Source organism: Desulfoluna sp. CLI2B (assembly GCF_056847375.1).
In genome coordinates this window covers 1,837,026-1,861,308 of the sequence record NZ_CP186557.1, presented here as the reverse complement: position 1 = coordinate 1,861,308, position 24,283 = coordinate 1,837,026, and the positions used below count along the sequence as shown (strand labels likewise).

The 24,283-nt window shown below is 59.2% G+C and carries 20 protein-coding genes and 2 riboswitches; of the genes, 13 read left to right on the top strand and 7 right to left on the bottom strand.

All coding sequences use genetic code 11. The annotated features are described in order from the left end of the window. Positions 1–116 precede the first annotated feature (116 nt). The 7 genes from ACOYW2_RS09005 to ACOYW2_RS08975 form a co-directional block, all read right to left on the bottom strand. Positions 117–1,634 (bottom strand): ethanolamine ammonia-lyase reactivating factor EutA, encoded by a 1,518-nt coding sequence (locus tag ACOYW2_RS09005; protein ID WP_482770164.1) that lies wholly within the window; start codon positions 1,632–1,634, stop codon positions 117–119. A 5-nt stretch (positions 1,635–1,639) separates the two neighbouring features. Further along, a complete protein-coding gene (eutC, locus tag ACOYW2_RS09000; protein ID WP_482770163.1) occupies positions 1,640–2,533 on the bottom strand; it encodes an ethanolamine ammonia-lyase subunit EutC in 894 nt (297 codons plus the stop codon). Between the two features lie 18 nt (positions 2,534–2,551). Then, positions 2,552–3,913, bottom strand: coding sequence for an ethanolamine ammonia-lyase subunit EutB (locus tag ACOYW2_RS08995; protein ID WP_482770162.1), 1,362 nt, complete (start codon positions 3,911–3,913; stop codon positions 2,552–2,554). 114 nt (positions 3,914–4,027) lie between these two features. Then, the gene (gene eutH, locus ACOYW2_RS08990; protein ID WP_482416591.1) at positions 4,028–5,230 is read right to left on the bottom strand and encodes an ethanolamine utilization protein EutH; all 1,203 of its coding nucleotides are present in this window, start codon (positions 5,228–5,230) and stop codon (positions 4,028–4,030) included. Positions 5,231–7,320: 2,090 nt separating this feature from the next. Then, positions 7,321–8,808 (bottom strand): sigma-54-dependent transcriptional regulator, encoded by a 1,488-nt coding sequence (locus ACOYW2_RS08985; RefSeq protein ID WP_482770161.1) that lies wholly within the window; start codon positions 8,806–8,808, stop codon positions 7,321–7,323. A 57-nt stretch (positions 8,809–8,865) separates the two neighbouring features. Further along, on the bottom strand, positions 8,866–11,445 hold the full coding sequence (locus tag ACOYW2_RS08980) for a hybrid sensor histidine kinase/response regulator (protein WP_482770160.1): 2,580 nt from the start codon (positions 11,443–11,445) through the stop codon (positions 8,866–8,868). Then, positions 11,442–12,593, bottom strand: coding sequence for an ABC transporter substrate-binding protein (locus tag ACOYW2_RS08975; protein WP_482770159.1), 1,152 nt, complete (start codon positions 12,591–12,593; stop codon positions 11,442–11,444). Before ACOYW2_RS08975 ends, ACOYW2_RS08980 begins: the two co-directional genes overlap by 4 nt. Before the next feature lie 644 nt (positions 12,594–13,237). Here ACOYW2_RS08975 and ACOYW2_RS08970 point away from each other — a divergent pair. The 13 genes from ACOYW2_RS08970 (at position 13,238) to ACOYW2_RS08910 (ending at position 24,153) form a co-directional block, all read left to right on the top strand. Further along, positions 13,238–13,777 (top strand): hypothetical protein, encoded by a 540-nt coding sequence (locus ACOYW2_RS08970; protein WP_482770158.1) that lies wholly within the window; start codon positions 13,238–13,240, stop codon positions 13,775–13,777. 975 nt (positions 13,778–14,752) lie between these two features. Then, a riboswitch (cyclic di-GMP riboswitch) is annotated at positions 14,753–14,839 on the top strand. Between the two features lie 41 nt (positions 14,840–14,880). After that, positions 14,881–15,747: a DUF6160 family protein gene (locus tag ACOYW2_RS08965; protein ID WP_482770157.1), complete on the top strand. Its 867-nt coding sequence runs from the start codon at positions 14,881–14,883 to the stop codon at positions 15,745–15,747. Between the two features lie 87 nt (positions 15,748–15,834). Continuing rightward, positions 15,835–15,940, top strand: a riboswitch (cyclic di-GMP riboswitch). Between the two features lie 21 nt (positions 15,941–15,961). Beyond that, on the top strand, positions 15,962–16,711 hold the full coding sequence (locus ACOYW2_RS08960; protein WP_482770156.1) for a DUF6160 family protein: 750 nt from the start codon (positions 15,962–15,964) through the stop codon (positions 16,709–16,711). Beyond that, complete coding sequence (locus ACOYW2_RS08955) at positions 16,708–16,947, top strand: hypothetical protein (protein ID WP_482770155.1); 240 nt, start codon at positions 16,708–16,710, stop codon at positions 16,945–16,947. The genes ACOYW2_RS08960 and ACOYW2_RS08955 overlap by 4 nt, the downstream gene beginning before the upstream one ends. A 252-nt stretch (positions 16,948–17,199) precedes the next feature. Continuing rightward, entirely contained in the window at positions 17,200–17,775 is a 576-nt protein-coding gene (locus tag ACOYW2_RS08950) for a hypothetical protein (protein ID WP_482770154.1), read from the top strand. A 264-nt stretch (positions 17,776–18,039) separates the two neighbouring features. Continuing rightward, on the top strand, positions 18,040–18,693 hold the full coding sequence (locus ACOYW2_RS08945) for a C39 family peptidase (RefSeq protein ID WP_482422607.1): 654 nt from the start codon (positions 18,040–18,042) through the stop codon (positions 18,691–18,693). Positions 18,694–18,764: 71 nt separating this feature from the next. Beyond that, complete coding sequence (locus ACOYW2_RS08940; RefSeq protein ID WP_180141207.1) at positions 18,765–19,820, top strand: transporter; 1,056 nt, start codon at positions 18,765–18,767, stop codon at positions 19,818–19,820. A gap of 63 nt (positions 19,821–19,883) precedes the next feature. Further along, positions 19,884–21,299 carry an OmpP1/FadL family transporter gene (locus ACOYW2_RS08935; protein WP_482770153.1) on the top strand — a complete coding sequence of 472 codons (1,416 nt, stop codon included), beginning with the start codon at positions 19,884–19,886 and terminating at the stop codon, positions 21,297–21,299. Next, on the top strand, positions 21,265–21,573 hold the full coding sequence (locus ACOYW2_RS08930; protein WP_482770152.1) for an outer membrane protein transport protein: 309 nt from the start codon (positions 21,265–21,267) through the stop codon (positions 21,571–21,573). Before ACOYW2_RS08935 ends, ACOYW2_RS08930 begins: the two co-directional genes overlap by 35 nt. A 19-nt stretch (positions 21,574–21,592) precedes the next feature. Continuing rightward, positions 21,593–21,754: a hypothetical protein gene (locus ACOYW2_RS08925; protein WP_482422603.1), complete on the top strand. Its 162-nt coding sequence runs from the start codon at positions 21,593–21,595 to the stop codon at positions 21,752–21,754. Then, positions 21,741–22,322 (top strand): hypothetical protein, encoded by a 582-nt coding sequence (locus ACOYW2_RS08920; RefSeq protein ID WP_482770151.1) that lies wholly within the window; start codon positions 21,741–21,743, stop codon positions 22,320–22,322. Before ACOYW2_RS08925 ends, ACOYW2_RS08920 begins: the two co-directional genes overlap by 14 nt. 191 nt (positions 22,323–22,513) lie before the next feature. Then, positions 22,514–23,242, top strand: coding sequence for a hypothetical protein (locus ACOYW2_RS08915; RefSeq protein ID WP_482770150.1), 729 nt, complete (start codon positions 22,514–22,516; stop codon positions 23,240–23,242). 197 nt (positions 23,243–23,439) lie between these two features. Then, positions 23,440–24,153, top strand: a complete 714-nt coding sequence (locus tag ACOYW2_RS08910; protein WP_482770149.1) for a hypothetical protein — start codon at positions 23,440–23,442, stop codon at positions 24,151–24,153. Positions 24,154–24,283: the final 130 nt, after the last annotated feature.

The following is a 24,283-nucleotide window of genomic DNA, read 5'->3' as shown; positions in this document are numbered from 1 at the left end:
GAGACATGATCGTTACGACTCTTCGGCGGTGCGCAAGCGCACCCTACCTCACATCACCGGTACCGTCGGCTTCGCGTTGCCCGTCACATAAAAAGACAGGTTGCCTTCATGTCCACTCACGACTGCCGGGTCTCGAACACCAGGGTCTTGATCACCACGGGCACCACCGTTCCACCGGCCATGGAGCGGCCGATGTCGATGTAGTCCCCTTCGCTCACCTCGATCTGGTCCACGCAGATAACCTGAGCCCCGGGGTTCAGGGCCCGAAGACTCTGCCCCAGGACCTTGCCGCTGTCCTGCTCCATCACCACCACCACGGGATGACCGGCCCGGATCAGAGGGGCCAGTCCGGAGAGCAGCCCCCGGGCGAGCACCTGCACCTTTTTATAGGAGAGGTACCCGCCGCCCTGGATCCCGATGGCAAGGGGCTCCAGGTCCATGGCCTCGTAGAGGCTGGAGACGCTGCGGCCCACGGCCTCGGCCATCTCTTCCGGGGTGTCGGAAATGCCCTCCCCAAAGGGAATGACCACGGGAACGTTCTTCATGGGCAGGCGCTCGTCGCTCACCACAATGGTGCTCCCGCTCACATCCACGGTCTGGGCACCGGCGCCGATCACCGTGGCCCGGATGGTCTCTGCCGGACGTATCATCTCCATGCCATTATCCAGGAACACCTGCCGGACCTGGCGCCCCAGCAGGGGCCCGATATCGCCATAGCGGGCAATCTCGTCCAGGGTGTCGCATGGGGCCGTGGTGTAGGCATGATCGGCCACGCCACCTGAGATCATCACGCAATCCACCTCGTAATCGAGGCGCAGGGGCGTGGTCATCATCAGCGCATCCTCCAGGCCGGTGAGGTGGTTTTGCTTCAGGGCATTTCCCACCACCTCGGCCATGCGACGGCAGAGGATCTCAAGAATCGACGGGTCCACACGGTCCCCGGGTGAAAGGGAAAGGCCCAGGTCATCCAGTACGCGGGCCATGGGCTCGCTCACCTGGACCACCCGCCCCTCAACCGGATCCACCCGAAGCAGGCGCCCGCCGACATTGATACAACAGCTGTCGATGGCTTTGCCGCTCCGGTAAATCCCGATGTTGGCCGTGCCGCCGCCGATGTCGATGTTGGCCACGGTGAGAAAATGCCTGCGGGAGTAGTCCGAGGCCCCGGACCCGCGCCCGGCGATCACCGACTCCAGCTTGCCCCCTGCCGTGGCCACCACAAAGTCGCCCGCGTAGCTCGCCATCTCGCCGGAGATTCGGCGGGCGTTCTCTTTTTTGGCGGTCTCGCCGGTGATGATCACCGCCCCGGTGTCGATGTCCGAAGGGGAGATCCCCGCCTTGGTGAACTCCCCGTTGATCAGACGAAACACCGCATCCGTATCCACGAGGTTGTTCCCGGTAATGGGGGTAAAATGGATGCCGCTCCGGTAGACCACCTCCTTGTCCGTGATCTCCATACGCGGAACCAGGGTCCCCGGCGCCGTGTTTTTCACCGTCAGCCGACTCACCACGCACTGGGTGGTGGTGGTGCCGATGTCGATACCCACGCTGGTCACCACCTCGGCGGCGGAGGACTCCGCCGCACCGCTCAGGTGAGCCGCATAAAGGGACGATATGGTTGAACTCTCAGACATGGCCGCTACGCTTTCATGGCCTCGGACAGGGCCACGCCACTGGCCTTGTGGGCGAGCATCTGCTTGACCACGGTGGCCATGTGGGCCCCGGCCTCGGCAGGGGGCGTCCCGCCTTTGTGAATGTTGGAAATGATGGTGCGATCGGCCTCCACGGTTTTCTCGCCAGCCTTGTAGACCATATAGGCGCTCATGGACTCGGCGGTGATCAGCCCGGGACGCTCGCCCACCAGCTCCACCACCACATCACAGCCCAGGAGGGCGCCCACCTCGTCCATGACGCCCACGCGGCCGTACTTCACAAAGAAAGGCGTGCCCACGCTCAGGCCCTCGGCCTTGAGCCCCTGGATCAGGGCGGGGACCGTGTCCCCGATGTTGGCTTCAATGGCCGTGGAGCTCAGGCCGTCCACCACGATGATCTGCACCTGAACGCCCTTTTCGCAGCGCTCGGAAATCATCTTTTTGGCATCTTCGCTGAGCCGCTTGCCCAGCTCCGGCTTCATGAGGTACTCGTCCTTGTCCTTCACCACGGTCTGGACGCCGAACAACCCGTTCTCGGCCAGGCAGGCATCGGAAACATCCAGGAATACGGCGTCCACGGCTGCTGCGTGGTCGGCCTGGAAATGAAGAAACGAATGGGTCTTCTGGCGCGCGCCGCATCGGCCCATGAGGATACGGGCCGGGGTGGTCTTGCGCATGGCCTCAAGGGCCGCCATGTTTTTGGGGCTGTCCACCTTCACCTCGTCCAGCGGAGGCAGGGTCACGAGGTCTCCGGAACAGAGGCCGGAGCCGGTGGAAGCCACCGGCGCAGCCCCCCTGTCGCTTGCCGAAGGGGCGCTTTGAAGCACTCCCTGCTCCACCAGCTTGCCGATGACGCTTTGAATCAGTTCCTGTTCGTTCATTGCTCTGTGGTTCCTTTGCTATTTGTCAAACATTGAGGCGTCGCCGGCAGCCTCGGTGAGGCAGCCGTCTTCCATGATACCCATCTTCTCAAGCCAGGTTTCGAACTCGGGGGCCGGCCTGAGGCCCAGGATCTCCCGGGCGGACGCATCATCGTGGAAACTGGTGTCCTGATAGTTGAGCATGCAGTCGTCGCCGCCCGAAACCCCCATGAAAAAGTTGGACCCGGCCATGGCGCAAAGCATGGTGCCGATCTCCTGATCGTCCTGGTCAGCCTTCATGTGGTTGGTGTAGCAGGGGGCGATGCCCATGGGCAGGCCGTGCATCTTGCCCATGAAAAGGTCCTCCAGGTCTGCCCGGATCACCTCTTTGCCTGTGTAGATGGTCTCCGGGCCAATGAAACCGGACACGTTGTTGAGCATGAAGGGGGCATAGCGCCTCGCCAATCCGTAGGTGCGGGCTTCCAAGGTCATTTCGTCCACGCCGTGGTGGCAGTCCAGGGAGATCTCCGAGCCCTGGCCGGTTTCGAAATACATCACGTTGGGGCCGGTGGAGGTGGCCCGGTGCAAAGCCAGGTCCCGAGCCTCGCCCAGCATGGCGGCGGAGATACCGAAGGCATCGTTGGCGGTCTGGGAGCCTGCGATGCTCTGAAACAGAAGGTCCACGGGCACGCCCTTTTCCATGGCCTGCATCTGGGTGGTGATGTGGGCCAGGACAACACACTGGGTGGGCACCTCGTAGAGATCCCTGAAATCGGTGATGGCCCGCATCACCCGTGAGAACCCTTCCACGTTGTCTTCCACCGGGTTCACCCCGAAGCAGGCGTCCCCGGAACCAAAGGAGAGGCCCTCCTTCAGAGAGGCCAGAATCCCTTCGATGGCATCCGTGGGATGGTTTGGCTGACACCGGAACGACAGGGTCCCGGGCAGGCCGATGGTGGTGTTGCAATGGGCCGACACCTTGATCTTCTTGCTGGCGTACACAAGGTCCATGGTGGACATGAGCTTGGCCGCGGCGGCAATCATCTCGCTGGTGAGGCCCCGGCTGATGTTCAGCAGGTCCCCCTGGCGGCGGCTCTTCAGAATGGTTTCGCGCAACTCGGCCACGGTCCAGTTCTTGATGCTCTCGTAGATGGTGGTGTTCAGGTCGTCGTAGATCACCCGGGTCACCTCGTCATCGTCGTAGGGGATGACCGGGTTCTCATAGATGTCCTTGAGCTGCAGGTTGGCCAGGCAAAGCTTGGCCGCAACGCGCTCCGTGGCGGACTCCGCCGCGATACCGGCCAGGGCGTCGCCGGATTTCTCGTTGTTGGCCTTGGCCAGGACATCGCGGACCGATTGAAAGGCAAATACCTTATCGCCGATCTTGCTTCTCAGATTCACGTGTGTATCTCCTTACTTGATTATGGCAAATGCCTTGATAGCGCCATTATACGGACGCCATCAAAGCACTCGCCCAGTATTTCAAGGCGCCCCCCTGCCGCCGGGAGCGCGCTATTACTCGTCCCCCTGCTCCTGCTCGATCTTCACAGCAGCGGGAACCGAAAGAATGTAGGCCAGGCAGAAGCCTGCAATGCCCCCCGCCAGCTTGCCGCTCATGACGGGCAGGATCATGTTGGGCTGAAAGTTGGCGGTAAAGGCGAGGTGATCACCGAACATAAAGGCCGCGCACACGGAAAAGGCAATGCACAGAACCTTGTCCTTGGCCCGCATGTCGGCGATGAGACGGAACATGGCCAGGATGTTGGCGGCGGCGGCCAGGATGCCTGCGGCGCCTTCGCTCTTCAGCCCGAGCTTTCCGCCCACGGCCTCCATGGGCCCGGCCAGGTAGTGTTTGATAAGGTAAACCATGGGAAAGGCGCCGCAGAGCATGATGCCGATGTACCCGGCGATCTCAAGGGCCCGGAACTGATCGGCTTCGTCGGCGATGATGGGATCAAACCCCCAGCCCCCCAGGACCGTGGAGAAGATGCCGGTGAAGTACTCCACCACAGAAAAGACCAGAACCAGGGTCAGGCCGATGCCCATGGCCCGGCCAAAGACAAGAAACCCCTTGATCATGGCCTTGGGGGCGAGCTTCAGGCCCACGGCAAGGGCCACGCAGAAGATGGTCAGGGGCAGCAGGTTGGCAAAGATGGTTCCGAAACTTAATGAGAGGATATAAGCGGACTCGGCGTTGGCCGAGATCACGCCCCGCACAGCCAGGTCCGTGACCGAGAGGATGGCGCTGCTCACAAAAACCCCCACGGGGATGCTCAGGATCCCGGACATCACCCCCAGGGCCATGTACTTGTGGTCCTTCTTCTCCAGCATGGTCAGCCCCACGGGGATGGAAAAGACGATGGTGGCCCCGGACATGTAGCCCACCACCATGGCCATGATCCAGCTCTCCTTGGTCTGGGCCAGGACCTCGGCCAACTGGTACCCGCCCATGTCCACGGCGATGAAGGTGGTGGCGGCAATGGCCGGGTCCGCTCCGATGGCGGAAAAAAGAGGCCCGAAAACGGTTTTTACAAAAGCAGAGATGTACGGCGTGGCCGCCATGATCCCGGCCACGGGGACAAAGATGGGGCCGATGCTGTTGAGGCCCTCGATGAACTCCCGGCCAAGGCCGCTCTCATCGTCCTTGATGTAGGCAAAGGCGCCTAAAACTGCACACCCCATGATAATGTAAATGATAATCGTACCGATGCTTCCCATAAGGCAATTCTCCTGATCTGTGGTGTCACTTCATCATGACGGTTGGTCAGGGCCGGGGTAAAACGACCGAGGGGGCGGTTCCTGTCCCGCGGTCGGAAAATCTTTGTGCCCCGCTCCCTCCATGCTTTAAGCGGCTCCCCGGTATCGTTCCGGGCCCGGTGCACGCAAAGCCCGGTGCGACAGGCTCCTTTGCCTGTCACGCCGAGCGGAAGGCGCCCCTTCCCTGCACACGATCGCCACCCATGCCTGAGGTCCCCGCAACGCATCCATCCCGTTGCAGGTACACCCCTTCCTCAATCAAAATGCATACCAACCCGAAGAAAATGACTTTTTAAGAAGAATTACGTGGAATTAAACCCAAAGAAGAAACAAAGGTGGGCTATCTGTGTTCTGCCTGTCCGGCAGGAAAAAGGATGTATCCACTTTTCGTGAACGCTTGTGCAGGGGAAAGGGAGAAAGGGAACGGTTCAAGTCATAGGGGGAAAATAAGCCTCTGGCGGCAAAGGGCTACAGCCCCTTGACCCCAGGGTCGGGAATGCTCTTTCGCCTTTCGTTGTGGCGCCGTAGCCCGGTGACGTTGGTTGAGTGGTGACGCACAGACACGGGCATAGGCGAATTCCTCAGGCTCATCACATTCCCTGACGGGCTTCGCCCGTGTGGAATACGGAACCCTTGCCGGGATACTGTTATCTTTCGTTCCCAGGCTCTGCCTGGGAATGTCCCTCGTAGGCTCTGCCTCCACCATCGATACCCCCGGCCTTGTGACGAACGCCACCCACGGAATGATTTTGCATACCGGCAAGGCGGAGCCTTGCTAATCACACTCCCAGGCAGAGCCTGGGAGCGATACGATAAAAATCGGCAGAAACGGAAAGCTGCACTCCGATGCGGCTTTTTAGTCCGCCGCTACCCGAGCCGCACCAGAGTGCGGCGCTCCAGAGAACAAGGGAGCTCCCAGATAGATAAAATGAACCTCTCCTGCAAAGACAGCTGCCCCATGTCACACATCACACGAATGCCTCGAGAACCATGGCATAATGGCGGCCTCCATGCATTCGTCATAGGGTTTCAAGGTGCCCCACCTTCTTTCGTTCCCAGGCTCCGCCTGGGAATGCCCCCGGAGGCTCTGCCTCCACGGTTGATACCGACAGACCCCGTGACGTGTGCCACCCACGGGATGATTTTGCATACCGGCAAGGCGAAGCCTTGCTATTCACACTCCCAGGCAGAGCCTGGGAGCGATACGATAAAAATCGGCCGAAACGGAACGCTGCACTCCGATGCGGCTTTTTAGTCCGCCGCTACCCGAGCCGCACCGGAGTGCGGCGCTCCAGAGGACAAGGTAGGTCCCAGATAGATAAAATGGACCTCTCCTGCAAAGACAGCTGCCCCATGTCACACATCACACGAATGCCCCGAGAACCATGGCATAATTGCAGCCTCCATGCATTCGTCATAGGGTTTCAAGGGGCCCCCACCTTCTTTCGTTCCCAGGCTCCGCCTGGGAATGTCCCTCGTAGGCTCTGCCTCCACGGTTGATACCGACAGACCCCGTGACGTGTGCCACCCACGGGATGATTTTGCATACCGGCAAGGCGAAGCCTTGCTATTCACACTCCCTGGCAGAGCCTGGGAGCGATACGATAAAAATCAACCGAAACGGAATGCTGCACTCCGATGCGGCATTTTAGTCCACCGCTACCCGAACCGCACCGGAGTGCGGCGCTCCAGAGGACAAGGAAGCTCGGAGGGAATATAAACAGGCCGATGGCCTAACGATAATCAAGGTCGACGTTTGTTTGAAAGGCGAATGGCAAAGGGCACTCACAATCTACTTTCAAGGTGGCACACCTTGCCGCCGGAGTTATTGCGGCTACACCGATAATGGACAAGTGGTAACAACGTATCCCGTGACTTCGAAACTTGTAAGTCAGCCCGCAGCGTTTATGTCGGGCTTAGCCCGAGCCGAAGGTCATTGCGCTTTGCCCTGAGGAACGAAGGGCAAAGCGCAATGGCAATATGCTTTCGAGGTGGCTCACCTCGCCGCCGGAGGCTTGCTTTTGCTCCCGACTTTAACCATAGACACCGTTTTACGCGTTCACGCCCCACCCCATGCGGTCCACGCTGTGTTTTTTAAGGAGGGTGTACAGACGGGTGCGGCCGAGGCCGGAGATGGCGCAGGCCTCTTTGATGGACCCACGGGTGGCTTTCATGAGTTTCTGGAGGTATTTTTTTTCTGCCTTGTTGAGGACCGACTCCCGGTAGGCCTTGTAAGTGGACAACGGAAGATCCGAAACGTCCTCGGCGTCCGCAGCAGGCTTTGGCTCCGATGGCAGGTCTACCGGTACGGCAACGGAGACTGACTCTTTTTCCTCACCAGGGTCTCCGAAGGTTTCGGCCACCGACGACCGGGCCATGGTGATGCGGATCTGTTCGGGCAGGTGCTTGGAGAAAAGCTCGGGCTCGTAGTAGGCGTCGCTGATGGAGGACTCAAGGGTGTTCACCAGTTCACGCACGTTGCCCGGCCAGTGGTAGCTGCCAAGGGCGGCAATGAAATCCTGGGAGACCTCCTTGGGCTTGATGCCCAGGGCGCCGTACACTTTGGCGCTGAGCTGCTTCACCAGGCCGGGCAGGTCTTCGAGGCGCTCCCGAAGAGGGGGAAGGGTCAGGGAGACGGCGTTGAGGCGATAGAGCAGGTCTTCCCGAAACAGACCCTGCCTCACCATGTCCGAAAGCTTCCGGTTGGTGGCAGCCACCAGCCTGAAGTCGCTCTCCACCTCCTTTTTGCTCCCCACGGGACGATAGCGCCGCTCCTGGAGCACCCGCAAAAAGGCTTTCTGGAGGTTAAGGTTCATCTCGCCCACCTCATCCAGGAACAGGGTGCCTCCGTTGGCAAGGCCCACCAGCCCTTCGGCGGCCTTGTCCGCCCCTGTAAAAGAGCCCTTCTCATGGCCGAACAGGGCGCTCTCCACCAGGGTTTCGGGCAGGGCCGCGCAATCCACCACCACAAACCGGTGCCGGGAACGTCCGCTGTTGGCGTGGATGGCCCGGGCAAACAGCTCCTTGCCCGTACCGGTTTCCCCGGTGATCAGCACATTAGAGAGGCTCTGTGACGCCTTGGCCACGGTGTCCAGGCACTCCTGAACCTGGTGGCTGTTCCCCACGATCCCCGCCCGCTTGAGGGTCCTGGCGGGCCGGGCCGCGGTGCGGATGTTGTCCCGGTACTGGAGCACCCGGTCCAGGGGCTGGATGATCTTTTTGGGGGACAGGGGCTTCTGGATGTAATCCCAGGCCCCGTTTCGGATGGCCCGCTCCGCACCATCGGAATCGCCCATGCCGGTCATGACGATGATCTCCGGCGGAAAGTCGATCTCCAGAATCTCTTTCATGGCCTCAAGGCCGTTCCCGTCGGGCATGCGCACGTCCAGGAAAACCACGTCAAACCCGCCGGAAAGGGCCAGTCGCAGCCCCTCGGCCAGGGTCTGGGCGTAGGCCGCTTCATGGTCCATATGGTGGACAAGGTCGCACAGCATGGTGCACATCTGCAGGTCATCATCTATGATCAATACATTGGACATCTCTTACTCCTCCGGTATCCGGTTCCCACTTCGCCTCCTGCCCGGAGACCTGATCCATCATGCCACCGGCTCGCGGTGCAGCACCCGGGAGACCAGATCGGCCAGCTGTCGCGCCCCGATGGGCTTTTTCATAAAACATCGTATGCCCGCGGCCCGGGCCTCCTCCTCCAGCCGGGAGGAACTGAATCCCGTGCAGAGCACCACAGGCAACTCGGGCCTCACGGCCATCACCTCCAGGGCAAGATCGAACCCCGTCATCTCGGGCATGGTCTGGTCCGTGATGACCAGGTCAAAGGCGCCGGGGTCCTGCATGAACCGCCTGCGGGCCCGGATGCTGGAGGTCTCTGCAGCCACGTCATATCCCAGGTGGGAGAGGATCTCTGAGCTGAAGCTCACCAGCTCCTCTTCGTCATCCACAAAAAGGATCTTCCCACGGCCCCGGGACATCGTCACGCGGGCCTCCTCTGGCACCGTTTCCCCGGCGTCGGGACAGGCGGGGATCAACACGTGAAAGGCGGCCCCCTCCCCTGGCTCGGAACTCACCGTAACGGCTCCATTGAAGTGCTTGACGATGCCGTGCACCACGGCAAGGCCCATGCCCGTGCCGTCCCCGGTCTGTTTAGTGGTAAAAAACGGGTCGAAAATCCGATCGATCACCTCGGGTTCGATGCCAGGCCCTGTGTCCGCAACAGAGAGCTGCACATGGGGCCCTGGGAGCACCCCGGAGAGGCCCCAGGCCTGGTCCGTGTCCACGTCCACATTGCACAACGAGACGGTGAGGGTCCCGCCCCTCTCATGCATGGCGTAGGATGCGTTGGTGCACAGGTTCATCAGCACCTGATGCACCTGGGTGGCGTTGGCCACCACGGCGTCGTCGGGGCAGTCGATCTTCTCGCAGATACGGATGGTGGACGGAATGGATGCCCTCAGGAACTTCAGGCTCTCCTTGACGATGGGGGACAGGGAGAGCTGGCTCTTCTCCTGCTCGCCGTGACGGCTGAAGGTGAGGATCTGGTCCACGATCTGCTGTAATAATGCTCCTTTGAGGATGTGCTCGATGCGCACGGCCACCCGGTCGTTGCCCTCCACGTCAAACATCTCGATCATCTCGGCGTACCCGATAATCCCCCCTAAGATATTGTTAAAATCATGGGCTATGCCCCCTGCCAGGGTGCCGATGGCCTCCATCTTCTGGGATTGCTGAAGCTTGGTCTCAAGGGTCTTCTGTTCGGTAAGGTCCCGCTCGTTGACCACCACCCCGCTCACGGCCCCCGCCGCATCAAAGCTGGGGTAGAAGGTAAAATCCACAAAACGAAGCCCCCGCTTCGGAAACCCTACCCAGGCCCTGTGCCGGACGTTTTTTCCCAAAAGGCACGCCTCAAGATAGGGTTTTACGTGCTCTGCAAAGAGGGGCTCACCCAGCACCTCTGCCACGGGCCGGTTGATGAGCTCGTAGCGATCCCGACGCGTGGCAAGCAGGTAGGCTTTGTTCACCGCCTGCATGGAAAGAGCCCTGTCCACCAGCCACATGCAGTCGCTGGAGGCGGCCACCATCTGCTCGTATTTCCGCAACTCGTCTTCCGAGTGCTTTCGCCGCGTGATGTCCCGGGCAATGCCCATGGCCCCCATGGGGCTGCCGTCGAAATCCTTCTGGATGGTGATGTTGAGCTCCATATGAATAAGGGAGCCGTCTGCCTTGATCAGCTGGATCTCATGCAGGTTGGTCCTGCCCTCAAAGGCGCCCTGCTTCAGCTGCTCAAAGTCATCCGACCCGTATCCCGAGGCAAGAAGTTCGAAAAAGGGTACGCCCAGGAAGTCGGTCACATGAAAGCCGGTCCATTTCTCAAAGTTCTGGTTCATATAAACCAGGCAACCATCGAGATTGGTTCGAAAAATAATATCCGTTGTTCCCTCCACCAGATTTCGGTAATTGGTCTCGCTCTCCCGGATCCTGCTGTCCCGCAGGGCCACCTGCTCCACCATGGTGTTGAACTCATGGGCAATGACCGAGAGCTCGTTGTTTTTCCTCAATCGCACCCGCCTGGAATAATCCCCTGCAGAGATCCGGTGAAAGGCTTTCTCCATTACACCCAAGGGCCTTAAGATCTGTCGGTTCAGGAGGATCCAGGTGGTGCCAACCACCGCAAAGAGGGCCGAAAACATGATGGCAAGGTCGGAAAAAATCATCTGCTGGGTGAGCCGCCACACATCGCTGTTGGTAAAGGTCATGACCACCCGGCCGATGCCCTTGCCGTTGTAGCTCACTGTGCGATCAAGCTCCCAGCGAATACGCGCCGTGGCCGGGGCGTCTCCCGTGCGGTCTTTGACCACCAGGGTTTTGCCCTGCTCGTCAAAGACCTCCAGGTGGACCAGGCTGCTGTCGTTGGCCAGGATATCGGCAAAGGTCCGGATAAAATCCACGTCGTAGTGCCAGAGGGGCTGTTCCAGGGTCTTCACAGCCCTTTCCATGGTGCTCCCCGCATTTTTCTCCAGCATGCGGGTGTTCCGCACGTAGACCATGTAGCAGTCGATGATGGTCACGATGATGCAGGTGACCCCTAAGACCATGAAAAACGCATAGATAAAATCGGACCGCAGGGAGGTCTGCTTGCCCGACTCGCTGTGAAACGGCCTCATCGCCCCTCCCCGGCCCATTCAGACGGTCTCGTCTTCATGGCCTCGCTCCATAAAAATTTAAAGGCATTGCGATCCCGGGTCTCCAGGATCTGCCAGGGAATCCGCTTCTTCAGCAAGAGCCTCAAGGTGTCCCCGGACGCCGTGTCCGGAAGGGAGGCCACATAGTCTGAAAGCCCTTTGCGGGTCACGGGATAGGTCCCAAGTTCCATGGCAATGGACCGGGTCTGTACCTCATCGGTAAGCAGATAATTGATCCACTCTTCGGCAATGCGGCGCAACAGGGGCTTCTTTTTCAGGGTATGACTGATGAGCATGGCATCGACCCACCAGGGGGTGCCCTCTTCGGGAACCGCAATGCGCCATCCGTCAAAGGCATCGTCCGCCGTCGGGAACATGCACCGCCAGGTGGTGGAAAGGGCCAGCCCCCGATAGTTTTCAGGCTTGTCAAACCCTTGCCAGAACGAAGCGGACTCGGCGGCAAGGTAGTCGATCTTCTCCTCCAGCGGCCTTCCCTTGATGGCGTCAAAGCGGAAAATGTCCGGGCTGCGGTGGCCCAGGGCCAAAGCGGAAATATAGACGTTCAGCTCGTAGTAATCCTTGTGGACCATGAATTTTCTTTTCCAGGCAGGCTCCCAGAACACCCGCCAGCTGGTGGGCTCATTCCGCACCAGGGCCGTGTTGTACGCCAGGGCGTAAGGCCCCTGCACCACGGGCACCGCATACACGTCGCCCCCTTCCATGGCCCAGGGCTGACGGTAGAGTTCCGGGACGAGGTGCGCATAATTAGGGATGTTTTCCAGCCGGATGGGCAGGGTCAGGCCGTTGGTGGTGAGGTTGTAACGAAAATCCTTGGGCAGGTTGTGGGCAGGGGAGATCAGGTCCACCTTGTCGTTTCGCAGGGCATCAAAAAAATCATCGGGGTTGGAGGCATACGTAATGGAAAAGGCAAGATCCACGCCGTAGGTTTTCCGGACATACGTCACAAAGGTGTCCTGAACCGCCTTGGGAGCGTATCCATCCCAGATGAGGAGCCGCAGGGTCATCCGCTCCGGGGAGGCCGCGCCATCCCGACCGGCGAACGCAGCGCCGCAACATATGACCAGGCACAAGACGACTCCCACAGCCGCCACACACCACTTCAGATTCATACCATTCATTCCCCGTTCCCCCGGCGACCTGCACCGATGTGGTCACCTTGATAACACCATAACCCGGGCTTGCCATGGGCTCGTAAATCATCGGCCAGCGACGGGTCTGTTTGCCGCGGCCACACATCCAGCGACACGAACGCCTGGCCTGATCACAGCAAAAAACCTGCCGCCAACCCTTAAAGCCGACACGATTTTCCAAACCGCTTTCATTGCATCGGTTTTTTCACCACACCGGCAAAAAGAATGTTCCCCCTGGACGCACCACTATCCACTATTTGTGAACATTCCGCCAGCCCTGAAGAACATCCGGCCCATTTCTCTTACCCCGACCGGACCTGAAATACCCTCCGCAAATTGAAGCGAAGTAAAAGGAACGAACCCGTCAAACGGGGATCCGGGCAGCCCCCCTACGCCACGAACCCACTGATTTGGTGAGCAATTCGATTTGACATCCAGCCTGCCACATGGGATATGTAGGGTATACGTCAACACGACCCAAAGCTTGCCTGTCCCGCAACACCCAAGTCCAGCGAGTAACACCGATTTTTTTAGAATAGAAGAATGAAGCACCCTGTCCGAGGCCCGGATATGTCACGGGTCGAGTGCACCCATTACCTTCCATTTATTTCGGGGAGACTTACATGCTGAAGAGATCCCTTCGATCATGTGTCGTGGTTATCGCCGTCACCCTCTGGCCCCTTGGCACCATGGCCTTCACCCCCATGTCCGCAGACGCGCTCAAGGCAGCCACCGGCAGGGCCCTCACGCCCTCGGCGGAACACAGCGCAGACACACTCCTGCAAGCCTATTACGACCTCTTCGACACGTGGGACTACAACCTTTCCGCAACCACCTACGAAGAAAATGAGGCCTTTGCCAACGGTGAAGAGACTGGCAAACTCGGCGTCATGGGCTGGGCCTACCGCATGCTCACCCCAGACCCTGCCGGCTCCCCTTCCCTGTTCGACCGCATGGGCACCTTCAATGCATCAGCGGCAGCCCATCGGATCCCCCTTGTGACCATGGACATTCCCCGCCTGGTCATCATCGCACCCAAGACCTCCTATACCGTCATGTTCCGCTCCGATGACGAGAGTGACGACAAGGATTTCCTGACCATCACGCGGGACACCTCCCTCATGGCCCTCCAAACAGGCACCATGGAAGTGGCGGCGCGCTGACAGGTATAGCCGCGAGTATTTTTCCAGCCTCCTCACACTCCAAAGCGGCTGAACCCATCAGGGAACGCCGCGCCATCACGGAAAAACCGCGCCACGGCTTTCTGCCGTCGGCCTTTCGTATCCCCCTCGACCCTTAAACGGCTTCACAGGTCGGTCCGTTCGCCCCTCCCACATTGCCCCTTGAGCCTGCCATATGGGTCCACCCACCTTCTGCGTTATCAGAGCGTTGAGGTAACAACGACATCAACTGCTCCGATGCCCTGAATATGGGTGCACTCGCCCCGTGACATATCCAGGCTAAAACGGAAAGCACAACGTGACACGTTTTGACTTACTCACTTTTTCACCTAAGGGTTTACCATACGTACAAAATTGACTTAATTTTATTGTACGCCCATACAAAAACTTCCCATCCCCCCCCCACCACCCGCACCAACACCTCCGCAGCCAACAAATATATTCTTTATTACTTTCAATGCATTAGGACAAAGACGCACAATTCAGAGCATCGCCAAGAAGGGCCACCCAGACGCCCAACTATCCAGAATAGTGGACAAAATCATCTTTCCACCGTTCTAAAATTATTTTCAGTTTTACTTTCAATAAGTTAAAAGCATTCCATTGACTTTATACCAAAATAAAATTTGACACGAAATATCATGCATGGCATATGAAAAACAAATCATACAAACTCTATCGACGTTCTAATATTAAAACAGAGTTCACCCCATGATGCGACCGACAACAGCCCCGCATCATGCCGTTTTCAAGCATTCCAAACCAATGAGGTGCATGTGACGGCCGCGTTACCAAAACACCCCCACGATGTGAACTTGTTTTCCATTGCCCCACGTTTTCATGTGGGAATGACTTCCCCCGCAATTGATACGCAATGCCGTCGCCAACGCTGGTTTTAAACACTTTCGTGTTTTGACGTTTCATAACAGGTTGTACCCAGGCATACCACACCACAGCCACCGACAAAGCCAAACCCGGAGCAATCCGGCGACGGAAAGCCACGAGTCCGCATTCCTGAAAAGTGCGGATCGTCGGGCCGCCTCTGGCACCATCTATTCACTTATTTATTTTGGAGGTAATTGTAGATGAAGAAATCAGTTCTTTCCCTCATCGTTGGTGCTGCCATCACCATCGCCCCCATGACGGCCTCTGCCCTCTCCCCCATGTCCACCGACAGCCTCAAGGACGCCACCGGTCAAGCGGGTGTAAGCATCGCCCTTGACAACATCGTGCTGTATCAGTCCGTGGGTGCCACCACCTACACCGATACCGACGGCTACTACGACATGGACGCAGCCAGCGGCAAGGGCGGCGTGGCTGAGGGTGCTGCGGCTTCAGTTGTTATCGGTAACAAAGAAAAGGTAACCACCATCTACGCCATTTTGGATGACACCGATCGCGGCGGCAAGCTTGCCAGGTCTTACAGTTCGGCTTCCCTGCTGAACAACGGCGACGCCTTCGGCGCCATCGGCATTGACCAGGGCGACATCCGTCCCCTGAACATTGACGTGGCCTCCCGCACCCAGGCACTCTCCTCCGGCATGATGTTCAACGCCTCCGGCATTGCCGTAGCCGACCAGGATGCTGCTGTGGCCGCATCCACCGCTGACATTGCTGCCGCCGTCCAGGCTGACTTCCTCGCCTCCGGTGCTGGCGACTACGACACCTGGGCCGCTACTGAAGTCTCACCCGGCGTCACCAATTACGATGCCTCCGTCGCAACCTTTGCCGCAGGCGGCGGAAACACCGCAGCCATTGCTTACGCTGGCACCCAGGTCGCCGGTGTTGTCATCGGCCTCCCCACCGTTGAAATCTGCACCACGGCTGATTCCTATGACGTAGGCATCGCAGCCTCCGGCGCTCACAATGACGGCGCTAAGTTCATCCACATCTCCAAGGGCAAGTCCGTTATGGCCATCCTCGGCGGAACCGTTGAGATCGCTGCTCACTAAGGGCCTTACCCGTCTCACGTTTCGCATCGTATGACGCTTGACGCGGGCCCCTTTCACCTGAAAGGGGCTCGTTTTTCACGCCCCAAAGCCAGACAAAGCCAAACCCGGAGCAATCCGGGGACGGAAAGCCAACGAGTCCGCAAGCGGTAAAGCCACCTAAGCAATGCGTGGAGCGGATGGTCGGGTTGCCACAGTGTCTGAGGATATCATGCCCATGACAAAGCCCCTGGTACCAACCGGCACATCCCCGCGCCATTGTTTGCCCGGCATGGCGAAAAGCCTCGCCCGCAAAAGCCATGGCGTCTTCACGTTCCTGGCCGTACTCTTTGCCCTGCCTTGCACCGCCCTGGGGCTGCACCCCCTTTCCAACGACCAGATGAAAAGGGCCACCGCCCAGGCGGGAATCAGCATCGCCATGGATGATGTGGCCATCTACCACCACGTCGACGCTTTCCGTCTCACCGACCCGGACAACCCGTCCGGCACCATGGAATTCCAAAACATCGAATCCCTCACCACCATTGATGTGGGGACCTCGGATGTGAACGGCGACAATACCATGGGCTGCATCACCCTGGACATGTTCACCGTCTCCGACGCAACCAGCCCCATCAACGGGACTCCCCTGATCTACCTGGCGGGAGAAGATATCGATTACCACAAAGACCTCACCGTCGAATCCATCCTTGTCTGCGGCAACGACATCGGCTCGGCATCCGTCGACAACCTCTCCAAAACGTCTTCATCTCACCCTCGGCGCCCACGACGGCCATGGAATACGGGGCCAGCATCACCATGGACCGGTTCTCCTACGGCACCGGGCCAGGCGACGAGCTGGCACTCTCCGGAATCACCCTTGCCGGCTCCTTTACGGACAACCCCACAGACACCCCCAGCGATCCGTCCACCTGGCAGGCAGGCGGCGAATTCGTCCTGGGAAACATCGCCTCAGGCAATCCCATGACCATCGACGTGGCAACGGACACCACCGCCTCCTGGGCCGACGACGCCGACGGAAACCCCATCCCCAACCCGCGCCTGGGAAGCGGGTTCATCGCCATCAACATGCCCATGGAGGGATCGCTGCGCATAGAAAGCATGGCATTCGGTGAAAATGATTTCGGGGCCCTGGCCCTGGATAACATCAAGGCCCACAAACTCTACATCGAAATCCCGGGACGGGGGTTGGGGGTACCGTAGGTCAGGTCATAGGGAATAGGGAATAGGGAATAGGGAATAGGAAGAAATAAAAAAACAGTGGTGAAGGGCAATAACAAACACAGGCTCACGGGATCACCCATGCTGAAACCGACTCTTCACATAGCCTTGGCGGGCGTTTTTCCAGCAGTCAGACGAGCTGCCAGGTGGCGTGCGGCAGCTTTTGTGCTCCTTTGGTTTTTCTGTGCTGCAGCCCCGTCCGCGGCCAAACTGAAACCACTGGCTCCGTCCGAGATGAAAGAGACCACGGCCCAGCAGGGATTCACCCAGTTCGTCATGGACAACAACACCGCGCGGATGTTCCTCGATATCCACATGGAGACCTACACCACGGTCAATGCCTTTTCCGCCGGTTACTATGAAAAAAACGGCGTCACTGCCTGGGACCAGCAATGGTCAGAGGTTTCCATAGGAAACTCCGTAAGCGATGACATGGATATCGACGGCCTCATGTTCATGGCTGATTTCAACGGCACCACCAACGAACTTCAACGCGTGGTTTTAGGAAGCAATCGGCTCCAGGGTGATTTGACAGCCACCTTCAACAGCTACTCCGGGACCTACAACACCGCCCTCACCGGCGGAGACTGGGAGGCTGCCGACCTCACCCGGGCTCCGGTGACCGAGCCCGCCACCCCAGGGGACCCGGTTCCGTCCACCACCTTTGCCTTCAACTCCGACGGATACGCAGACAAAGACATGGGGCTCTTCTTCATCATCAACATGGAAGGCCCCCAGCAGGGCGTCCAGGTGGTGGCCGGGTTCGACGAGCAGTCCCTGACGCCGGGCCAGTGGTGGGACAGACCATAGCAAAAAGGCCCAAGACCAAGGGCGAAAGGCCAAGGGAAAAAAACGCCCGGCGGTCATGCCACCGCTGCCGGGTAACTTAGTTTTAAAAACAACGCGCTCGTTCACAAACAAACAGACCACGCGACCACACACGAGAACACGGGTTTCACCGCATCACACAAAGGAATGGTTTCATGCACGCTGCCCTGGGCATTATCCTCTGCATCTGCTTTTTTGCCGGGTTCCATCCCCAAAAGGACCTCCCGCAGGTGAAGCCAGTTTGCCGTGGGAAACGAGCACCAATTCAGGGTGCGCCAGGAGGTCTCCCCCCTCTCCGAAGACCTTTTCAAAAACATCGTCAAGCAGCAGCACGATTACAGCTGCGGGTCCGCCTCCCTGGGCACCCTCCTCAACCATTGCCTGGGGGAAAACCTCACGGAAACCCAGATTATCAACGGCCTCATGAAATTCGGGGACATCGAGCAGATCAAGCGGCTCAGGGCCTTTTCCCTCTGGGACATGCAGCAGTTCGTCGGGGCACTGGGCTATGAGTCCGGGGGGTTCAACGCCGAACTCGAAGACATCAAGGACGCTGAAAACTGGCCCTGCATTGTCCCCCTGGAGCTCTTCGGCTACCGCCATTTTGTCGTCCTCAAAGGAGTGAACAAGGACCACGTCATCGTGGCAGACCCCTGGCGCGGCAACGGAAGCTACACCATCAGCCAGTTTGAAAAGATGTGGTACAAGAGCATCCTTTTTAAAATTTTCCCGGACAAAGGATGCGTGGTCTCCGGCCTGCGCCTGAAGGATGAAGACATGCGATTCATCGATCAGGACATGCAGCGGAGCCTCATCATTGACAAGGAAACACCCTTTGACCTCCCCAAAGAACTTGAAACGGATTTCTACGTCGGGCCGTCGCAGCGCTACAAGCCGTGACGCCGATTTTCGCTATTGCAGGGCCCGTAACCGAAGGTCCGCCACTGTTGCCCCAGACCAAGGAGATTCTATTGACGAGGCGCCTACACATACTCCCCTTTCTGATTTTCGCGGTTCTCTTCTCTTCCGTTGCCCTGTGCGAGGAGTCGCAGGAGGTGCAGCAACTCAAAGAAAAGCTCCAGCTCCTCGAAGAGAGGCTCTCACAGATGGAAAAAGAAAACGACGTCCGCAAGGAGCTGCAAAGCACGGAAGAAGAAAAAAAAGGATCCACGGAGGACGTCCTCTCCGCCGCTGGCAGGGCCTACACCCTCATGCGGGAGGGAGCCCTGGGCCTGGAGTACAGCTTCCGTTACACCGGTTACACCTACGACGCCATCGTCGAGGCCTCAAAGGTCGAGCACAACGCCATGCACAGCATCACAAACGCCGTCCTCGTGGAGTACCCCCACAAGGACAACATCACCCTGAGCATGAACGTTCCCTTTGTGTACAAAAAAAACAGTTCGAGCGGGTCGGACGCCAAGGACGTCACCGACCTGGGGGATGTCTCCTTCAGCGCCCAGTGGCAACCGGTGAAAGCCGGAGGAGGCACCACCTCCAAGATCCTCAGCGCCTCCCTCATCGTCCCCACGGGCAGGAGCCCCTACAAAATCGACAGCACCACGGAGATCTCCACGGGTTCGGGGGGCTACGCGGTCTCGGCCGGGTTGAGCCTGAGCAAGCCCATCGACCCCCTGGTGGCCTTCGGGAGTATTCTCTACCAACACGGCTTCGACATCACGGGCCTCAACTACAAAACCGGCACCCAGGGCGAGGCCGGGATCTACTTAAGCGAAGTCCAGCCCGGCGACACCTACTCCCTGAGCATGGGCATCGGTTATTCCCTCTCCTACAAGGTCTCCCTGAACTTGAGCTACCAGTACAGCTACTCCATGAAAACACACTACGACTGGGTGGGCATCGACGACACCCGGTCCGAGGCCACCATGTCGTCCACCTTCAGCGTCGGCACCGGATGGAATTTGTCTCCCAGGCGATCGGTCAACGTCAAACTCAATTTCGGCCTGACCAACAACGACCCTGATTTTTCCGTTTTGGTGCGAGTTCCCTTTGAGTTCGAACTTTAGCCCGGATCGTCCCGGGTCGGGTGCGCTTCCACGCAAGGCACCCCCTACAGGCGCGGAGGAATAATGGACGTGTTCCGTCACAGCAAAAAACGCCCCTCACCCAGAACGGACTCCAGGCCGGGCCATACCTGGCGATGCGCCGCATGGATGGCCTGTACCCTGCTGGTTCTCTGGGGCTCCCCTCCCCTGTCCCGCGCCGCGTTCAACGAACAGGTGGCCACCGACGCCCTGGCCCTCTCCCTGGCCAACACCGTCACCGCCGATCCCCCGGGTATCATGTCCATCCACTACAACCCGGCCGGGCTTTCCCTGCTCCCCGAAGGCAAGACCTTCGGCAACAGCCTGGTGCTGGCCCGCATCGAACGTACCGGCCGCTTCAACGCCGACCCCGACTGGCCCGGGGTCATGAGCGGCCAGTGGGGACCGGACCCCGAAAAATGGCCGGACACCTACTCCAAGGAGACGGACCCCAACAGCGACCACGCCGGTCCCGACCCCCTGGACGGCACCGAGGGCACCAACTCCGCCAACCAGATGTACATCCCCTTTGTGGGCCCCGTGGAGGTCCCGGTGATGCCCAGCCCCAACCTCGGCATCGCCTCCCGGAAAAAAAACAGCCCCTTGACCTTCGGCATTGCCAACTACGTCCCCTACGGGGCCGGTTTTGTCCACGGAGACGAAGACGACCCCTACCGGTTCAGCGCCAAGAGTGTCTACACCCAGCACCTGGTCTATGCCGCCCCGGCTGCCTCCCTGAGGCTGTCGGACACCCTGTCCGTAGGGGTCTCCGTGGGGTTTGCCCAGCGGGCCATGGGCGTGGAGGTAGACCTCAGGACCCCCAACGAGCTGGTGGCCATGACCCGCGTCATCGGCGACGCCACCAAGGACCTGGAGATCCCCGTGGTCTCCGAACAGACCCTCCCTCCGCCCTGGCTCGGGGGCGGCCTGGGCCCCTATGAGCACGTCCTGAGCCTCCAGCTCGACGAACTGCGGGACGATTTCGTGCCCTCCTTCAACCTGGGGCTCCTCTGGCGGCCCAAGGATTGGTTCTCCTTCGGCATCTGTTACCAGAGCGAATCCGTGGCCGAGCTCACCGGGGAGTACACATGGACCTACAGCGACCAGTTCCAGCGCCATGTGGAGTGGAACGGCAAAACCGAGATGACCATGCAAAGCGCGGGCATGCTGGACCTTCCTTTCATCCCTGTGGAGACTCAGACGGGCACGGTCACCGCCACCCAAACCCTGCCCATGCGCGTCCAGACCGGTATCATGGTCAAACCCTTCGACCGCCTGAAAATCCTGGCGGATCTCCACTGGGCCAACTGGTCCGTGGTGGAGGCAGCACAATTGTCGACCCTTCACCTAGCGAATCCAGATCTTACGAATCGCCAAGCTCCTGGGTTACGCCCACGGCGACAACGACTACGTGGTGGAACGGGACATGAAGGACACCTGGCACTGGAGCGCTGCCATTGAGTACCAGGCCACGGACAACCTCGCCTTCCGCCTGGGCTACGAACGACGCCCCACCTCCCTGAACCAGGACCAGATGGACGCCCTCTACTTTCTCCCGGACGCCACCCTCTACGGGGCAGGCGTGGGCTTGAAACTCGACAAGGGGATCAAGCTGAACCTCACCCTGGGCCTGCTCCTCTCCGACGAACTCAAGCTGGCCAACAACGAGAGCACCAAGCCTCAACTCAACGGATTTCACCAAAATAGGCAACCACTATGCGGGCCTCCACTATGAGCAGGAGGCTGCCATCTACATGGCCGGGTTCTCCATTGAGATGCCCCTGGAGGTCCAAATGGAACTCCTCCACCACCAGATGGAGACCGTCAAGCACCTGGTTGGAAAACTCAACCCGTTTAAAAAGGACAAAAAGGAGACCCATGAAGAAGTGGAAATACCGTCCCATGAGATGCACTGACAGTCGCCCATGGTTACGGGCCCTTGCGCTGACCCTCATCCTGAGCCTGCCTGGCGCGCACAGTGCCCTGGGTTCGGAGATCCGTTTGAAAGAGACTCCCGTCTCTTTGGGAAAAATCCCGGCCAATGCCAAAATCTTCGGCATCCGGGTCAACCTGCCCGACGCCGATCACCTGGCCTATGCCACCCGGGTGAACGACATCATGGCAGTCTACGTGGACGGTATCAAAGGCCCGGATGCCAAGGCCGTTGCCAAGGGCACCCCCATCTTCAGCCCGTACACAGACCGCGTGGCCTATATCGTCTATGAGGGCGACAAAGCCCGCACCGTGGTGGACGGAGAAAAAGGGCCGGCCTCGACAGATATCAGATCTGAGCTTCTTCAGCCCGGACGGCCTCTCCTGGGCCTGCAGGATCCAGGAGGGAAAAAAGCAGGCCGCCATGGTCAACGGCAACATCGGGGAGCGCTTCGATTTTGTAAGCGGCATGCCCCTGTTCAGCCCCGATTCGCAAAAAACAGCCTTCCTGGCTGCCAACAACAAGGCGTGGTTCGCCGTGGTGGGGGATAAAAAATACGGCCCGTACGAAGGAGTGAGAGACCACCTTCACCCGGACTCACCGGCGTTAGCTTGCGGCCAGGACGAAAGGAAAGTGGACCCTTGTCTGCGACGGCGCCGAGGGCAAGGCCTACGAAAACATCAGCGCCGTCACCTGGAGCCCGAACTCCAGCCACCTGGCGTGTGTGGCCCAGGCAGACAACATGCTCCTCATTGTTGAAGACAAGAAGGAACACGAACCATACCGAACGGTAAGTGCCCCGCTCTTTACCCCCGACTCGGCCCGTCTCGTTTACTCTGCCCAAAAGGGGAAAAAATGGATGGTGATCACCGACGGCAAAAAGGGCCCGAAATTTGACCAGCTCGGCCCCACCATTACCAGCGCTGACTCGGCCAGGCTGGCTTACGTGGGCATTAAAAAGAACAAACCCGTTGTGGTGGTCAACGACAAAAAAGAAAAAAAATACGATTCCGTGGGCATGCCCGTCTTCAGCCCCGACGGCAGGCACCTGGCCTACAGGGCCATGAAGAACAACCGATGGTTCATGGTGCTGGACGGCACCAGGGGCACCCCGTACGACGAGGTGAGCCGACCGACCTTCAGCCCGGACTCCTCATCCGTTGCTTATACGGCCTCCCTGGGCGACCGCAGGGTCATGGTGGTCGACGGCAAAGAGCACCCCTCCTTTGACGACATCGGCCCCCCCTGCTTCAGCCCCGACGGCACCACCCTGGCTTACAAGGCCCTGGTGAACAGTCAATGGGGCATCTGCATCGACGGTACCCTCACGGACAACCGGTACGCGGGCTTTCTCAAATCCGTGCCCATCGTCTTCGGGTCCGACACCCGCCTCCACGGCATCGCCCTGAAAAGGGAACCCGAGGCCGAGTTTTTTCGGCTTGAGGTGGAGATAGAAAGGGCTGAAGGCTAAAGGCTAAAGGCTAAAGGCTAAAGGCTAAAGGCTAAAGGCTGAGGATAGCGGACAAAGCTGAGAACGAAAGGCTAACGTGGATATATGATGGACATTCGGTACACACGAGCACTCTTCACAACCGTCATGCTGCTGCTTGTTCTGCACGCAGCCACGGGACGGTGCGCACCCGTGGGAAACATCGGAGACCCTGCCCTGTGGAACGGCAACATGTTGCCGGAGCCGGGCTCCCGCCTGTTGGCGGTCCATGCAACATCCAGGACAACACCCTCGACGACCAGCAGCGAAGGGTTCGATGGGACGATCCCAGATCGTCCACCGAAGAGGTGAGGCACTATGAGCAGATCCGCTCATCGGAAAGCACCTTCACCTGCATGGGCCTGCGCATCGGTGCGGTGATGTCCGACGCATGGACCCTTTACGCCCTTACCGGTACCTGCGACACCGAGCTCACCTTCCACTACACAGACACCACCATCAACTTCGGTTTTGATACCAGCAGCGATTTCGAGTCGTCGTCGGATCTCTACTTCGGCATCGGCACCACAGTGCTCCTGCACAAGGGGACCTTTCGCGAGGAGGTGCCCTTTACCCTCGGCATGGATATCACCTACCGGAGGTTTGATTTTGAAGACGACAGCTTAAGCGACAACGGTACCTTTTACTCCGCCACCCTGGATGAGATTCAGCTTGCCGTGGTGCTCGCCGCCGAGCTCTGGGGGATTCATCCCTATGCCGGAGCACGGATCTCCAGTATCACGGGCAACGAGCGCTACATCAACAAAACCATCCGGAGCTACTGGTACCCCCACGGGTACATCGACTACGAAGACGACATCACCTGGTCAAAAAACGTGAACTGTGGTTGGCGCCTCGGTGCAGCTTCCCGGGGCAGTCTCCCTGACCGTTGAATCCCGGCTCGGCGACGAGGAGGCCCTTGGGATCTCCGCCGCCGTTGCCTTCTGACCATGGCCGGTCCCATGTGTCATGCAACCCGTCGGCCCCCGGGCCGAGAACCCAGAACCCGCTCCTTCACGGTGG